This is a genomic window from Streptomyces sp. BV286 (genome assembly GCF_019090165.1).
Classification (GTDB): domain Bacteria; phylum Actinomycetota; class Actinomycetes; order Streptomycetales; family Streptomycetaceae; genus Streptomyces.
In genome coordinates this window covers 177,368-192,175 of sequence record NZ_JAHRIB010000100.1, presented here as the reverse complement: position 1 = coordinate 192,175, position 14,808 = coordinate 177,368, and the positions used below count along the sequence as shown (strand labels likewise).

13 protein-coding genes are annotated in these 14,808 nt (G+C 71.4%); 6 read left to right on the top strand and 7 right to left on the bottom strand.

Annotated features, from left to right (window positions below):
* Positions 1–126 precede the first annotated feature (126 nt).
* Positions 127–588 (bottom strand): MaoC family dehydratase, encoded by a 462-nt coding sequence (locus tag KUF83_RS14235; RefSeq protein ID WP_217455031.1) that lies wholly within the window; start codon positions 586–588, stop codon positions 127–129.
* A 122-nt stretch (positions 589–710) separates the two neighbouring features.
* On the opposite strand from KUF83_RS14235, the gene soxR reads away from it, so the two are divergent.
* The gene (gene soxR, locus KUF83_RS14230; RefSeq protein ID WP_217455030.1) at positions 711–1,202 is read left to right on the top strand and encodes a redox-sensitive transcriptional activator SoxR; all 492 of its coding nucleotides are present in this window, start codon (positions 711–713) and stop codon (positions 1,200–1,202) included.
* 53 nt (positions 1,203–1,255) lie between these two features.
* Here the strand turns inward: soxR and KUF83_RS14225 are convergent, their stop codons facing one another.
* Positions 1,256–2,323, bottom strand: coding sequence for an RNA ligase (ATP) (locus KUF83_RS14225; protein WP_217455029.1), 1,068 nt, complete (start codon positions 2,321–2,323; stop codon positions 1,256–1,258).
* Between the two features lie 92 nt (positions 2,324–2,415).
* On the bottom strand, positions 2,416–3,156 hold the full coding sequence (locus KUF83_RS14220; protein WP_217455028.1) for a 3-keto-5-aminohexanoate cleavage protein: 741 nt from the start codon (positions 3,154–3,156) through the stop codon (positions 2,416–2,418).
* A gap of 53 nt (positions 3,157–3,209) precedes the next feature.
* Between KUF83_RS14220 and KUF83_RS14215 the strand changes: the two genes are divergently transcribed.
* Positions 3,210–3,728: a hypothetical protein gene (locus tag KUF83_RS14215; RefSeq protein ID WP_217455027.1), complete on the top strand. Its 519-nt coding sequence runs from the start codon at positions 3,210–3,212 to the stop codon at positions 3,726–3,728.
* A gap of 43 nt (positions 3,729–3,771) precedes the next feature.
* On the opposite strand, the gene KUF83_RS14210 is transcribed toward KUF83_RS14215, so the two are convergent.
* Positions 3,772–4,380: a hypothetical protein gene (locus tag KUF83_RS14210; protein ID WP_217455026.1), complete on the bottom strand. Its 609-nt coding sequence runs from the start codon at positions 4,378–4,380 to the stop codon at positions 3,772–3,774.
* Between the two features lie 332 nt (positions 4,381–4,712).
* Between KUF83_RS14210 and KUF83_RS14205 the strand changes: the two genes are divergently transcribed.
* Positions 4,713–7,502, top strand: a complete 2,790-nt coding sequence (locus KUF83_RS14205; protein ID WP_217455025.1) for a penicillin acylase family protein — start codon at positions 4,713–4,715, stop codon at positions 7,500–7,502.
* Between the two features lie 19 nt (positions 7,503–7,521).
* Here the strand turns inward: KUF83_RS14205 and KUF83_RS14200 are convergent, their stop codons facing one another.
* Together KUF83_RS14200 and KUF83_RS14195 are read right to left on the bottom strand one after the other, a co-directional pair.
* Positions 7,522–8,868 (bottom strand): serine-threonine protein kinase, encoded by a 1,347-nt coding sequence (locus KUF83_RS14200; protein ID WP_217455024.1) that lies wholly within the window; start codon positions 8,866–8,868, stop codon positions 7,522–7,524.
* Between the two features lie 109 nt (positions 8,869–8,977).
* Complete coding sequence (locus KUF83_RS14195; protein WP_217455023.1) at positions 8,978–10,228, bottom strand: exo-beta-N-acetylmuramidase NamZ domain-containing protein; 1,251 nt, start codon at positions 10,226–10,228, stop codon at positions 8,978–8,980.
* 207 nt (positions 10,229–10,435) lie between these two features.
* Between KUF83_RS14195 and KUF83_RS14190 the strand changes: the two genes are divergently transcribed.
* The 3 genes from KUF83_RS14190 to KUF83_RS14180 are packed head-to-tail and all read left to right on the top strand — an operon-like array spanning position 10,436 to position 13,505.
* Positions 10,436–11,203 (top strand): SDR family oxidoreductase, encoded by a 768-nt coding sequence (locus KUF83_RS14190; protein WP_217455046.1) that lies wholly within the window; start codon positions 10,436–10,438, stop codon positions 11,201–11,203.
* Positions 11,200–12,867 (top strand): class I adenylate-forming enzyme family protein, encoded by a 1,668-nt coding sequence (locus tag KUF83_RS14185; protein ID WP_217455022.1) that lies wholly within the window; start codon positions 11,200–11,202, stop codon positions 12,865–12,867. Before KUF83_RS14190 ends, KUF83_RS14185 begins: the two co-directional genes overlap by 4 nt.
* A 44-nt stretch (positions 12,868–12,911) precedes the next feature.
* A complete protein-coding gene (locus tag KUF83_RS14180; protein WP_217455021.1) occupies positions 12,912–13,505 on the top strand; it encodes a TetR/AcrR family transcriptional regulator in 594 nt (197 codons plus the stop codon).
* Positions 13,506–13,572: 67 nt separating this feature from the next.
* On the opposite strand, the gene KUF83_RS14175 is transcribed toward KUF83_RS14180, so the two are convergent.
* Entirely contained in the window at positions 13,573–14,805 is a 1,233-nt protein-coding gene (locus KUF83_RS14175; protein ID WP_217455020.1) for an acyl-CoA dehydrogenase family protein, read from the bottom strand.
* Between the last annotated feature and the right edge of the window lie 3 nt (positions 14,806–14,808).

Here is a 14,808-nt window from a genome sequence, read left to right as displayed (position 1 = left end):
GTGCGGGGCCGGACCGGCGTGCGGCTCCGCCGCCGGGCGCGACCGGCGGTGACGGCCCCGCGGTTCGTCCCCGCGCTTCCTCCCCGGCCGGGTCACAAGTAGTGCTGGGTCACAAGTAGTGCCGGGTCAGAAGTAGTAGCGGGACACCGATTCGGCCGCACAGACCGGCTTGTCGCCGCCCTCGCGCTCCACGGTGAAGCCGACGGACACCTGGACGCCCCCCGGCACCTCGTCGACGCCCGTGATCTTCGCCGTGGCGCGCAGCCGCGAGCCCACCGGGACCGGAGCGGGGAAACGCACCTTGTTCGTCCCGTAGTTGACGCCCATCCTGACGCCCTCGACCTTGATCAGCTGAGGTCCGAAGAGCGGCAGCAGCGACAACGTGAGGTAGCCGTGGGCGATCGTCGTCCCGAAGGGGCCCGCCGCGGCCTTCTCCGGATCCACGTGGATCCACTGGTGATCGCCCGTCGCCTCGGCGAACAGGTCGATCCGCTTCTGGTCGACCTCCAGCCAGTCGCTGTGCCCCAACTGCTCGCCCACCGCCGCCTTCAGTTCGTCGGCGGACGTGAAGATCCTCGGCTCTGCCATGTTCCCGGCCTCTCGCGTCGCTGTGTCTCGGAGCACCATGTCTAAGCAACTGCTTAGCATGGTCGCGGAGGGGGCCCCTGTCAACGGACCGGGAGCGTGACGGGCTGGGTAGGGTTCGGGGGGTGCCACAGATTCCCGAGAAGATCCACGAGCTCACGGTCGGCCAGCTGTCCGCGCGCAGCGGAGCCGCCGTCTCGGCCCTGCACTTCTACGAGGCCAAGGGCCTGATCAGCAGCCGCCGCACCCCGGGCAACCAGCGGCGCTACCACCGTGACGCCCTGCGCCGGGTCGCCTTCGTACGAGCCGCGCAGCGCGTCGGCATCCCGCTGGCCACGATCCGCGACGCCCTCGCCGAACTGCCCGAGGAGCGCACGCCGACCCGCGAGGACTGGGCCCGTCTCTCCGAGGCCTGGCGCTCCGAACTCGACGAGCGGATAAAGCAGTTGGGCCGCCTGCGCGACCACCTCACCGACTGCATCGGCTGCGGCTGCCTCTCCCTGGAGACCTGCGTGCTGTCCAACCCCGACGACGTCTTCGGTGAGCGGCAGAGCGGCTCCCGCCTCCTGGTGGAGCGCGGCGGACGGCGCGGGAACGGGGCGCGGGAGAAGGAGTAGGAGAAGGAGAAGGACCCCGGGAACCGCCGCTGAGGCAGCCCCGGGTGCCCGGCTCACTCGTACTCCGTGCCGCCCTTGCGGGTCAGGTACGCGGGACTGACCGCCTTGGCGACGGCCCGGCCGCCCGTCACCGGGCTGTACCGCTCGGTGGCCGACCGGATCACGACCCCCTCGCGCAGATGGAGCCCCTGCCCCGAGACCGTCTCGCGCCCGGAGGCGAACTCCAGCACCCGGCCGATGTCGTACGGGCCCTCGTACAGCCGTGGCACGAGCGGCAGCTCGCCGGTGAGCAGCTCCTCGGCGTCCAGCCAGCGGACCTCGCCGTCGATCTCCGCGGACACGTCGAACACCGCGTACCCGAGCGTCTCGCGGCGGCCGTCGGCGCCGTACGTCAGATCCTGCACGCCGGCCCCGTACACCTCGCCGAAGATGCCGACCCGGCGTGCCCCGAGCCGCTCGGCGAGCCGGCCCGCGGCCTGTGCGACCGCGTGGCCGTGGACGGCCCGCCAGTACAGGTTGCGCGGGTCCTCCTTCAGCGCCAGGTACTTGGCGCCGAAGCCCTTCGAGGAGACCTGGACGCGGCCGTCCCCGGCGAAGTACGTGAGCAGGCAGGCCGAGCCGTGCAGCTTCTCGGTCAGGACCACGTCCTCGCCCGCGGTGAAGATGTCCGGATACCGCTGGATGTTCTCGATGTCGACCCAGGGCAGCAGGTCGGGAGCCGCCTCCACGTCGCCGTTCATGGTCGGCGGGATGGGCGGCACCCATTTCGTGACGCCGAGCCGCTCCGCGAAGTCCGTGCCCTCGGCCGCGGCCCTGGCGAGGTCGACACCGGCCAGCGCCTTCGGCCGGCAGACGATCCCCTGCGACAGTTCGCCGCGCAGCCGGACCGCTTTCACCCGGTCCGAGCGGCTGCCCGCGAGGCGTCCGGTCAGCCCCAGCTCCTCGATCAGCTCCTCCGGCAGCACGGACTGCTCGGGGATGTAGACGGCGCTCTCGCCGGTGCGGTACGCCCCCTTGGCGACCACGGCACGGTACAGGCCCACCTGGGCCAGTTCGAGCGCGTCGGCGTTCGGATGCTCGTGGACGGTCAGCACTTCGGCGGTGACGCGCAGCGTCGACATGGCGGGGCTCCTCGGGTCCTCAGCGTGGTGTCATCGCCTCCAACTGTCCGGACGGTAAAGGGGTGGAGCGACGGATTTTGGGGCTGCTACGGTCACGGCCGCCGATCGGAGGACCGCGCCGCGGACCTGTACTGGACCAGTGCCTCCCTGACCAACTGGGCGTTGGAAACGGCCCGTTGCCCGTCGGGCAGGACCAGGGTGTCCTCCAGGCCGATGCGCGTCGCCAGGCCGAGACACGCGGCGAGACGCAGTACGGGCCAGGCGCCGCCCTCCTCCCCGTGCAGCAGGACGGGGCGGCCGTGAGCCGTGCCGAGAGCGGCCAGGAGCTCCCGGGCCGATGCCTCGGCCGAGCCGGGATCGGGGTCGGTCACCTCCGCCAGGACGCGCAGCACCCGCGGCCCGAGCGGTGACGCCGCGAACCGCGCGGCCGCGTCCGTGCCGGACCAGATGCCCGCCTCCACGCCCACGCCCCGCTCCAGCAGCGCCGCGGCCACCTCCTCGGCCCCCGGCTCGTGCCAGTTGACCGAAGCGTGGTCCGGCAGGACGGTCCACTCATGGACGCGCGCGACGCGGGCCGCCGGGTCGGGCTCGGCCCAGGCTCCGGTCGTCACCCCGACGGGGACGCCGGTCCGGGAACGAATCTCCTCCAGCGTCGCCGCAACCGCTTTCGCCGACAGAGTGTCCTGTCCACAGGGAGACTTGGGATGCACATGAATGTCCGACGCCCCGGCCGCGACGGCCTCCGCAGCGGAGCCGGCCATGGCTCCCGGCGACAGCGGCACCAGCGCGCCGTCGCCGGACCCGCGCCCCCCGTTCACACACACCTGCACCATGCCCCGATGGTGCCAGACGCCACCGACAGTCCCAGCCCGAGGAGGAACCGGAGATGAGCCTGGCGATCTGCTCACTCAAGTGGGAAGCCGCGCACACGGGGGCACAGAAGATCACGTACGACAGTGACGGATACCACCTCGTGCGGTTCCCCTACGTCACGGGGGAGGAGCAGTACGACCCCTGGGACATGCACGACCCGGCGAAGGGCGGCGGCGCCCCGTCGGTCTTCCCGGACGCCCGCTCGGGCCTGATCTGGCCCAGCCACGACGGCTGGGGCGTCCTGTCCGCGATGGTCTTCTGGACGGCCGACTCCATCGGTCTCGAGTACCGGGCACGCTTCGTCCGGGACCCGCTGAACCTCTCGACGGGCTACGACTCCACGGCGACGACCGACATCGGACCCACCCGCGGCGGCCAGTACCGCACCTACATGTGGCAGATGTTCGTCCACCCGCAGACGCCGCTCGGGCTGAAGATCTCCGTGCGCGGCAAGGGGGACACGAAGATCCGCTCACGGTTGATGCTCGCCGAGTTCAAGCTCGCCATCCACACGGACGTGAAGACGCCCTAGCCGGTCGCGGGGGCGCGGCTCCGACGGCGCACCCCCGCCGCTCCTAGCTCGCGGCCGCCATGAGCAGGCGTCCCCGCCTGCAGTCCGCCAGTGCCTCGGGGGTGAGGACCGGTCGGGGCACCACGATGCCGCAGGCCGTGCAGACCGGGCCCGAGGACGGTTCGTGGGCCAGGTCGTACTTCCAGGTGAGGCGCTCGCCCGTGCAGACCGGGCAGACGGAGCCCGGCTCGCGCTCCAGGGCGGCGATCAGCCGGCGCAGCACCTCGGCCATCGGCTCATGGGGGTGGACCCGCGGGTCGTCGCACCAGGCGACCCCGAAGCCGCCCCAGGTGAGCCGGTGCCAGTCGTCCACGCTGCCGGGGCTGCGCAGACCGTCGTGCTTCTCCTTCTTGCGGCGCTGGGCGAATCCGGCCTCGTAGGCGAGCCAGACGGAGCGGGCCTCCTCCAGTTCGTCCAGTGCGGCCACGAGCCGCGCTGGATCGGGGGACCGGTCCTCGGGGCCGAAGCCGGCCCGGGAGCACAGATGGTCCCAGGTCGCCCGGTGACCGTAAGGAGCGAACCGCTCAAGGCACTTGCGCAGTGAATAGCGCCGCAGTGCCAGATCGCTCCTCGGGTCGCGCACCTGTCTCGCCAGACTCCGGAAACCCGCCATCGCCCTGCACCTCCGTCACACCTGCACCTGTACTTCGGTCACTTCGGCGTCGTCGTCGTAAGGACGTCGTCGAATAGACGTATCGACACGCGATTCGGCTCCATCTGTTTTTCGACGACCCCCGCAAAGCCGCCGATCGGCTGACATTCGGCCATCCGCAAGGCGGTTGCCGGTCGTCTGCCCTGTGCTTTCCGGCCGTCGGCCGGCTGCGGTCGGCGGTCCGTCGGAGCTCCGTCGGCCCCTCCGGCGCCAAAAGTGACGCATGTTCATCTTCTAAGTCGGGGATACCGGCGGTAACATCCCGGGCCACCCCCCGTCGCGAGGAGCCAGCCATGCCCCGGCGTACCCCACGCACCATCCTCGACAGACTGAGAACTCCCCGCAGATTCCCCAAGTTCCTCATGGGCGCTTCCATATGCGTCCTCGTCGCCGGTCTTTTGTCACCGCTTTCCCAGGCGGCCGCCGCCGACACCACCGTCCTGGCCGCCGAAGACCACTGCGGCAACCAGTGTTCCGACATCCTCCCGGCGGGCCAGAACGGCAACGCCACCCTCGCCCAGATCCTCCTGAACCAGGCCTTCGGCAGTCAGCCCGCACACGCGGACGACCAGCTCGCGCCCTACGCCAACCTCGCCTCGGGCTACTCCGGCCTCACCGACGCCAAGATCAACGACTTCTTCCGGGACGCCTCGTTCGGGGTCCCGGCCGACCAGGTCGAGTCGACCCTGAAGCCGGCCGGCCGCACCGACGTCACGATCGTCCGCGACAAGAAGACCGGTGTGCCGCACATCACAGGCACCACCCGTTACGGAACCGAGTTCGGCGCCGGATACGCGGCCGCCCAGGACCGGCTCTGGCTCATGGACGTCTTCCGGCACGTCGGGCGCGGCAAACTGACTCCCTTCGCGGGCGGAGCCCCCTCCAACCAGGGCCTCGAGCAGGAGTTCTGGCGCCACGCCCCATACACCGAGGCCGACCTGCAGGCGCAGATCGACAACGCCGTCGCCACGAACGGCGCCCGCGGCCAGCAGGCGCTCGCCGACGTCAAGGCCTACATCGCCGGCATCAACGCCTACATCGACGCCTCCGACAGCGGCCGCTACTACCCCGGCGAGTACGTCCTGACCGGCCACAAGGACTCCGTCACCAACGCCGGGACCATCGAGAAGTTCAAGGAGACCGACCTGGTCGCCCTCGCCTCGGTGATCGGCGCGCTCTTCGGCTCGGGAGGCGGCGGCGAGGTCAACAACGCCATCTCGCTCCTCGCCGCCCAGTCCAAGTACGGCGTCGAGGAGGGCACCAAGGTCTGGGAGTCCTTCCGCGAACGCAACGACCCCGAGGCCGTCCTCACCCTCCACAACGGTGAGAGCTTCCCGTACGCGACCAGGCCGAGCAGCCCGCAGGGCGAAGCCCTCCCCGACGCCGGCTCGGTCGCCGGCGAGCCGCTCGTCCACGACCGCACCGGCAGCGCGGCCACGTCCACGGCCGCGAAGACCTCGGCCGCGGCGACCGCCGGCGCCCTCGGCTCGGCGAAGCGCGGCATGTCCAACGCCCTCGTCGTCAGCGGCAAGCACACCGCGAGCGGCAACCCCATCGCCGTCTTCGGTCCCCAGACCGGCTACTTCGCCCCCCAGCTGCTCATGCTCCAGGAGATCCAGGGCCCCGGTCTCAGCGCCCGCGGCGCCTCCTTCGCCGGACTGAGCATGTACGTCGAACTCGGCCGCGGCCAGGACTACGCGTGGAGCGCCACGACCTCCGGCCAGGACATCATCGACACGTACGCGGTCGAGCTGTGCCAGGACGACACCCACTACCTCTACCGCGGCACCTGCACCCCCATGGAGAAGATCGAGCAGACCAACGCCTGGAAGCCCACCACGGCCGACGGCACCGCGGCCGGCTCGTACCGCATGCAGGTCTGGCGGACGAAGTACGGCCCGGTGACGCACCGCGCCACGGTCGACGGCAAGAAGGTCGCGTACACCACCCTGCGCTCCTCCTACATGCACGAGGCCGACTCGATCATCGGCTTCCAGATGCTCAACGACCCGGACTACGTGAAGAGCCCGCAGACCTTCCAGTCGGCGGTGCAGCACATCAACTACACCTTCAACTGGTTCTACGCCGACTCGAAGCACACCGCGTACTACAACAGCGGTGACAACCCGGTGCGTGCCACCGGCGTCGACGCCGAGTTCCCGGTCTGGGCGCGGCCGGCGTACGAGTGGAAGAACTGGACGCCCACCACGAACACCGCCGACTACACCCCGGCGTCCGCCCACCCCAACTCCATCGACCAGGACTACTACATCTCCTGGAACAACAAGCAGGCCAAGGACTACACCACGGCCTCCTGGGGCAACGGCTCCGTGCACCGCGGCAACCTCCTGGAGGACCGGGTGAAGAAGCTGGTCACCACCGGCGGGGTGACCAGGGCCTCGCTCACCGGGGCGATGGCCGACGCCGCACTGGCCGACCTGCGCGCCGAGGACGTCCTGCCCGAACTGCTGAAGGTCGTCAAGAGCTCGCCGGTCACCGACCCGGCGGCCGCGGCGGCCGTGACCAGGCTGTCCGACTGGGTGGCGGCCGGCGCCAAACGCAAGGAGAGCTCGGCCGGCTCGAAGGCGTACGCCAACGCCGAGGCGATCCGCATCCTGGACGCCTGGTGGCCGCTGCTGGTGAAGGCCGAGTTCGAACCCGGCCTCGGCAGCGACCTCTACACCGCCATGACGAACAACCTCCCGGTGGACGAGGCCCCGTCGGCCGGACACGGGCCCACCGGCTCGCACGCCGGAAGCTCCTTCCAGTACGGCTGGTGGAGCTACGTCCACAAGGACATCCGGGCCGTGCTCGGCGAGTCCGTGCAGGGCGGCCTCGCCAAGCCGTACTGCGGCAACGGCAGCCTCAGCGCCTGCCGGGACATCCTGATCGGCACCCTCAAGACGGCGGCCGGCCGCACCGCGGCCCAGGTCTACCCCGGCGACGAGCTCTGCTCGGCGGGCGACCAGTGGTGCGCCGACTCGGTCAACCAGCGGACGCTGGGCGGCATCAAGCACAACAAGATCAGCTGGCAGAACCGGCCGACCTACCAGCAGGTCGTGGAGTTCCCCTCGCACCGGTGACGTGAGGACGGGCGGCGGGTCAGCGGATGCGGCCCGCCGCCAGTACCACCTGGGCCAGTTCCCGGTGGCAGATGTCGCTGTGGGCGCCCGACGGGCGGCCGCCGCGTCGCACCACCGCGGACGCGTCGACGTTCACGCAACCCGACTCGGGCAGCCTCTGCCGCAGCGCGTCGGCGAGCGTGAACGTCTTCGTCCCCGGCACCGCCTGCACCCCGTCGTGGCCGAGCGCGCCCCACCGGGGTCCCAGGAGACGGGGCAGCGCCAGGTCGGCCGCCGTCCGGGCGTCGCCCGCCGTCCGGGAGGCCAGCGGGTAGATCGTGCCGAGCGCCGAGTCGAAGCGGGAGAAGCAGCAGACCAACGGGCCGTCGATACGGTTCTGCTGGCCGTGCAGCACACCGCTGTCCCGCACGTCGTGCGGAAGCCGCGCCGCGAACGCGTAGTGCGAGAAGGCCGCCTGGAGCAGGGTCACGGACTTCACGGTCCGCACCCCCTTGGGCAGCCCGCGCAGCGCGAACGACACCAGACGCCCACCGAAGCTGTGCCCCACGAGATGCACACGCACCCCGGGCGCCGCCTGCGCGAGCCGCCCGAGCATCCGGCCGAGCCCGCGCTCGCCGACCGTGCCGGCGCGCCGCTTCATCGCGAAGTACGTGGCCTGGCGCAGGAGTTCGTGTGCGCCGTCCCACGCCCGCGGCGGCCCGAACGCGGCCCGGGCACCCTCGCCGGGGATCTCGCTCTCGGCGCCCGCCCGGTCCTCCGCGAGGGCCCGCGCGAAGCCGCGGCACAGCTCCGCCGTGTTCCCGAGGAGCATGTCCGGGTCGCTCCGCGGTCCCGCCTCCGTCAGCGTGTCCGCGGCGAACACCGCACCCGGCGCCTCCGGCCGCAGCTCGATCAGCAGCCGCACCAGCCGCCCGTACTCCTCCAACGCGGCGTCACCCTCCGGCTGTTGGTCGAGCATCCGGGAGATCTGGTCGACCAGCGTGGCCCGGCCGGGCAGGACCGACAGCAGGGCGCCGCGCGTGCCCTTGTCCAGTACCGGCCCCCCGGACACGGCGGTCGCGGCGGTCGCGGACCGCTCGAAGTCGGGGATCGGCTCGTCGGCGAACCGCATCGACGGCCACATCACGCCCACGTACCCGAGGCGGGCGTTGGGCGCGAGAGCGGGGATCGGCTCGAAGAAGCGGCCGTAGAGGCGGGTCGCGCCCGAACGGTCGTTGTTCCAGCCGTGCGCGAACACGATCAGGTCCTTGACGCCCCGCTCCACCACCTCCCGCAGCAGCCGGTCGCGCTGCCCGCCGTTCACATCCCCGTCCGCGTCGAACGTCAGCTCCCAGTAAGGAGTCACGCCCACTTCAGGATCCGCCATGACGAGCCCCCTTCGGCATCCGCAGCCCGTGCGATGTGCACGCATCGTCCCGCCGACAGGGGGAGTTGGCCAGAGGGCACGTCCGGTCTGACCAGCCCGAACTCACGTCTCAGCGGTAGAGGAGGTACTCCTTGCGTACGCGCCGGAAGGCGGCCAGGTCGTCCTGCCAGCCCGCCACGACCTCGTCGGCCGTCGCACCCGCGTCGATCATCGTGCGCACCCGGGTGGAGCCCGTCAGCTTGTCGATCCAGTTGTCGGGGCGCCAGGCGAAGCCGCTCCAGGCCTTCCTGGCGGTCACCAGCAGCGCGATCCCGGTGCGCACGGGCTCGAACGCGGCCCGGTCGTGGACGTGGATCTGTACGCCGCCGACCGTCTTGCCCTGGAACTTGGAGAAGGTGGGTGCGAAGTACGCCTCCCTGAAGTGCACACCGGGCAGGCCGAGTCGTCCGGCCTCCGCGGCCCACCGGCGGTCCACGCCCTCCGCGCCGAGCAGCTCGAACGGGCGGGTCGTGCCGCGCCCCTCCGACAGGTTCGTCCCCTCGAAGAGGCAGGTGCCCGCGTACACGAGTGCCGTGTCGGGCGTCGGCATGTTCGGACTCGGCGGCACCCAGGGCAGACCGGAGGTGTCGTAGAAGTCCGACCGCTGCCAGCCCGACATCCGCACGGTGTCCAGGGGCACCGGCGCCGCGAGGAACTCCCTGTTGAACAGCATCGCCAGCTCCGCGACCGTCATCCCGTGCGCCTGCGAGATCGGCTCCCGGCCCACGAACGTCGCGAACTCCTTGTGCAGTACGGGCCCCTGCGCGCTGCGGCCGGTCACCGGGTTCGGCCGGTCGAGCACCACGAAGCGCCGGCCCGCGAGCCGGGCCGCCTCCATGCAGTCGTAGAGGGTCCAGATGTAGGTGTAGAAGCGGGCGCCCACGTCCTGGATGTCGAAGACGACCGTGTCCACGCCCGAGGCCGTGAAGATGTCGGCCAGCGGCTGTCCGCTCTTCAGGTACGTGTCGTAGACCGGGAGCCCGGTCGCCGGGTCGTCGTGGCGGCCCTCGGAGCCGCCCGCCTGCGCGGTGCCGCGGAAGCCGTGCTCGGGGCCGAAGACGGCCGTCAGGTTCACCCGGTCGTCGGCGTGCATGACGTCGACGATGTGGCGGGCGTCCCTGGTGACACCCGTCGGGTTCGTCACGATGCCGACCCGTTCGCCGTCGAGGAGGGCGTAGCCGTCCGCGGCCAGGCGTTCGAAGCCGGTGTGCAGGCGCTTGCCGCCCGGTCGTGCCGGGGCGGCCGCGGCGGGCGGGCCCGCCGAGAGCGCGGCCGTGGCGGTCGTCGCGGCGAGGAGAGTCCGTCTGGACAGGCGGCGCATGGGTGAACCTCCGTGTTCTCGGCAGGTCGGCACAAGCACGCTAAGCGCTCCCGCCGCTTGTCCGTAAGCCACGCGTCGGCGTGTGGCTCCTCGCACCCACGCGGCGGAGCCGCGCACCGATGCGGACCGCGCCCCTTTCGAGCCGCATACCGACCGGTTAGTCTGATGGCTGAGCGGAGCCGATTCTCGTCGTGTCGAAGGGGACCGATCGTGGGAGCCATGCAGGATGCCGGAGTGGTCGTCACCGGAGCGGGCGGGGGGATCGGGGCCGCGCTGGCCCGTCGGTTCGCCGCCGAAGGGGCCCGGGTCGTCGTCAACGACCTGGACGGGGCGAAGGCCGCGGCGGTCGCCGAGGAGATCGGGGGGACCGCGGTTCCCGGCGACGCCTCCGCGATCGTGGCCGAGGCCCGGGACGCCCTCGGCGGCAGGGTCGACGTCTACTGCGCCAACGCCGGGCTGGCCTCCGGCGGCTCGGAAGCGGCTCCCGAGAGGGTCTGGGAGCTCGCCTGGGACGTGAACGTGATGGCGCACGTCCGTGCGGCCCACGAGCTGCTCCCCGCCTGGCTGGAGCGCGGCAGCGGCCGTTTCGTCTCCACCGTCTCGGCGGCCGGACTGCTCACCATGGTCGGCGCGGCCCCGTACAGCGTCACCAAGCACGGGGCGTACGCCTTCGCCGAGTGGCTGTCCCTCACGTACCGCCACCGCGGCCTGAAGGTCCACGCGATCTGTCCGCAGGGCGTCCGCACCGACATGCTCGCGGGCACCGGCAGCGCGGGCGACCTCGTCCTCAAGCCCACCGCGATCGAACCCGAGGCCGTCGCGGACGCCCTCTTCACGGGAATCGAGGAGGACCGCTTCCTGATCCTTCCGCACCCCGAGGTCGCCGAGTACTACCGGGCCCGGGCCGCCGACCCCGACCGCTGGCTGACGAACATGAACCACATCCAGCAGAAGTGGGAGGCGGACGGCCGGTGACCCCCTCCCTGTACGCGGCCCAGCCGTGGCGAGCGCTCCTGAACGACGCCCAGCGCGGGCCCGTCAGCCCCGACGACTCCGTGGTGCACGCGCTGCGCCGGGCCGTCGCCGGCACCCCGGACCGGACCTTCCTCGCCTACTTCGACGGACGCCTGAGCTACCGCGAGACCGACGAGCTGAGCGACTCCGTCGCCGGGCATCTCGCCGCCCGCGGTCTCGGGCGCGGCGACCGGGTCGCCGTCCTGCTGCAGAACTCCCCGCTCTTCGTGATCGCCGTGCTGGGCGCCTGGAAGGCCGGGGCGACCGTCCTTCCCGTCAACCCCATGTACAAGTCCGGGGAGGTCGCCCACGTCCTGCGGGACGGCGAGGTCGCCGCGCTGATCTGCTCCGACCGGGCCTGGGAGTCGTACCTGCGCGGGACGGCCGCCGACTCGCCCGTGCGCATCGTGCTGACCGGCTGCGAGCTGGACTTCCAGACGCGCGGCGACGCGCGCGTGCTGGCCTTCGAGCGGCTGCCGCAGGCACCCGACGCCGACGACCTGGTGACCGTCGCGAGGGCGGGTCACCGGGCCCCGGCGGGCCGCGACCCGGGCCCGTCGGACTTCGCGCTGATCAGCTACACCTCGGGCACCAGCGGCGCCCCCAAGGGGGCCACCAACACGCACGGCAACATCATGTACAACGCCGAGCGCCAGCGGACGGGCCTCGCCCTGCCCGAGGCGCCCGTGTACTTCGCGATGGCGCCGCTGTTCCACATCACCGGGATGGTCTGCCAGTTCGCCGCGTGCCTCAACAGCGGGGGCACGCTCGTCCTCGCGTACCGCTTCGAGGCGGGAGCCGTCCTCGACGCGTTCGCCGAGCACCGGCCCCACTACACGGTCGGCCCCTCGACCGCCTTCATGGCGCTGGCCGCGCACCCGGCGGCGACGCCGGACCACTTCTCGTCCTTCGTGAACATCTCCTCCGGCGGCGCCCCGGTGCCGCCCGCACTCGTCGAGAAGTTCCGGGCGGGCTTCGGCCCGTACATCCGCAACGGCTACGGACTCACCGAGTGCACCGCGCCCTGCGCCTCCGTTCCGCCCGGCCGGGAAGCCCCCGTCGACCCCGTCTCCGGGACGCTCGCCGTCGGCCTGCCGGGACCCGACACGGTCGTACGCATCGTCGACGACCGGGGCCAGGAGGTCCCCTTCGGCGAGCAGGGCGAGATCCTCGTACGGGGCCCGCAGGTCGTGCCCGGCTACTGGCGGCGGCCCGAGGCCACCGCGGAGACCTTCCCGGACGGTGAACTGCGCACCGGTGACATCGGGTTCATGGACGCGGACGGCTGGCTCTACGTGGTCGACCGCAAGAAGGACATGATCAACGCGTCCGGTTTCAAGGTGTGGCCGCGTGAGGTCGAGGACGTCCTCTACACCCATCCGGCCGTGCGGGAGGCGGCCGTCGTCGGGGTGCCTGACGGGTACCGCGGCGAGACCGTCAAGGCGTACATCAGCCTCCGTCCGGGCGCGGAGGAGGACCCGGCCGCGCTCGCCGCGTACTGCAAGGAGAGACTGGCCGCCTACAAGTACCCGCGGCAGGTCGAGATCCTGCCCGACTTGCCGAAGACGGCAAGTGGGAAGATCCTCCGTCGGGAGCTGCGTTCCCGGCCGCACGACGGTCAGTAGACAACGCGAAGAACAACACAAGAACTGGAAGGCAGGTGGCGGCAGTGCCCAGGACGACGGACGGGGACGGCACGCCCGTTCCGCGGCGGCTGCTGGCAGCCGCCACCCGGCTCTTCGCCGAGCGCGGCTACGACCGCACCTCGGTCCAGGAGATCGTCGAGGCGGCCGGCGTCACCAAGGGTGCGCTGTACCACTACTTCGGGTCCAAGGACGATCTCCTGCACGAGGTGTACGCGCGCGTGCTGCGGGTGCAGCAGGAGCGGCTCGACGCCTTCGCGGGCGCCGACGCGCCGGTGGAGGAGCGGCTGCGGGGGGCCGCCGCCGACGTCGTCGTCACGACGATCGACAACCTCGACGACGCGTCGATCTTCTTCCGCTCGATGCATCATCTGAGCCCCGAGAAGAACAAGCAGGTGCGTGCCGAGCGGCGGCGCTACCACGAGCGCTTCCGTGCGCTGATCGAGGAGGGGCAGGAGTCGGGGGTGTTCTCGAAGAAGACGCCGGCCGACCTCGTCGTGGACTACCACTTCGGCTCCGTGCACCATCTGTCGACGTGGTACCGGCCCGACGGACCGCTCACCCAGCAGCAGGTCGCCGACCACCTGGCGGACCTCCTGCTGCGGGCACTGCGACCGTAGGCGGCGGGGGTTCGTCCCGCCCCGGCCGGACGGGCTGCGTTTCCAGCCCGTCCGCCGCTCCGGTGCGTCAGACGTACTTCTTCAGCTCGTGGCGGGCCAGCGAGCGCTGATGCACCTCGTCCGGGCCGTCGGCCAGCTTCAGGGTGCGGGCGCCGGCCCAGAGCTCGGCCAGCGGGAAGTCCTGGCTGACTCCGCCCGCGCCGTGCAGCTGGATCGCCTTGTCGATGATGTCGACGACCGTACGAGGCGTCGCGATCTTGATCGCCTGGATCTCCGTGTGCGCACCCTTGTTGCCGACGGTGTCCATCATCCAGGCCGTCTTGAGGACCAGCAGCCGCAGCTGCTCGACCGCCACCCGCGCGTCGGCGATCCAGTTGTGGACGACCCCCTGCTGGGCCAGCGACTTGCCGAAGGCCTCACGGGAGGCGGCCCGCCGGCACATCAGCTCGATCGCCCGCTCGGCCATGCCGATGAGCCGCATGCAGTGGTGGATACGGCCGGGGCCGAGCCGCGCCTGGGCGATGGCGAAACCGCCGCCCTCCTCGCCGATGAGGTTCGTGACCGGGACGCGCGCGCCGTGGAAGACGACCTCCGCGTGCCCTCCGTGGGAGTGGTCCTCGTAGCCGTACACCTGCATCGCGCGCCTGACCTCGACGCCGGGTGTGTCGCGGGGCACCAGGATCATCGACTGCTGACGGCGGATGTCGGACCCGTCCGGGTCCGTCTTGCCCATCACGATGAAGATCTTGCAGTCGGGGTTCATCGCCCCGGAGATGTACCACTTGCGGCCGGTGACGACGTACTCGTCCGTGCCCGCGGCGGCGTCGGTGGACCGCTCTATCAGCGTGGTGATGTTGGTGGCGTCGGAGGAGGCCACCTCCGGCTCGGTCATCGCGAACGCCGAACGGATCTCACCGGCGAGCAGCGGCTCCAACCACTGCTTGCGCTGCTGCTCGTCGCCGAACTGGGTGAGCACCTCCATGTTGCCGGTGTCGGGTGCCGCGCAGTTCAGCGCGGTGGGCGCCAACTGCGGGGACCGGCCGGTGATCTCGGCGAGCGGCGCGTACTGGAGGTTGGTCAGCCCGGCCCCGTACGCGGAGTCGGGGAGGAAGAGGTTCCACAGGCCCTGGCGGCGGGCCTCGGCCTTCAACTCCTCGACCACGGCCGGGGTGTCCCACGGCGAGGCGAGCCGCTCGCGCTGCTCGTGCGCGACCGCCTCGGCCGGATAGACGTACTCGTCCATGAAGGCGAGCAGCCTGGCCCGCAGTTCCTCGGTGCGTGCGTCGTATGCGAAGTCCATGGC

Bases quoted from the DNA above. Each gene is read 5' to 3' on its own strand.
- KUF83_RS14235 (WP_217455031.1), bottom strand. From the start codon at position 588: ATGGCAGAGCCGAGGATCTTCACGTCCGCCGACGAACTGAAGGCGGCG.
- KUF83_RS14210 (WP_217455026.1), bottom strand. From the start codon at position 4,380: ATGGCGGGTTTCCGGAGTCTGGCGAGACAGGTGCGCGACCCGAGGAGC.
- KUF83_RS14215 (WP_217455027.1), top strand. From the start codon at position 3,210: ATGAGCCTGGCGATCTGCTCACTCAAGTGGGAAGCCGCGCACACGGGG.
- KUF83_RS14175 (WP_217455020.1), bottom strand. From the start codon at position 14,805: ATGGACTTCGCATACGACGCACGCACCGAGGAACTGCGGGCCAGGCTG.
- KUF83_RS14225 (WP_217455029.1), bottom strand. From the start codon at position 2,323: ATGTCGACGCTGCGCGTCACCGCCGAAGTGCTGACCGTCCACGAGCAT.
- KUF83_RS14200 (WP_217455024.1), bottom strand. From the start codon at position 8,868: ATGGCGGATCCTGAAGTGGGCGTGACTCCTTACTGGGAGCTGACGTTC.
- KUF83_RS14195 (WP_217455023.1), bottom strand. From the start codon at position 10,228: ATGCGCCGCCTGTCCAGACGGACTCTCCTCGCCGCGACGACCGCCACG.
- KUF83_RS14205 (WP_217455025.1), top strand. From the start codon at position 4,713: ATGCCCCGGCGTACCCCACGCACCATCCTCGACAGACTGAGAACTCCC.
- KUF83_RS14220 (WP_217455028.1), bottom strand. From the start codon at position 3,156: ATGGTGCAGGTGTGTGTGAACGGGGGGCGCGGGTCCGGCGACGGCGCG.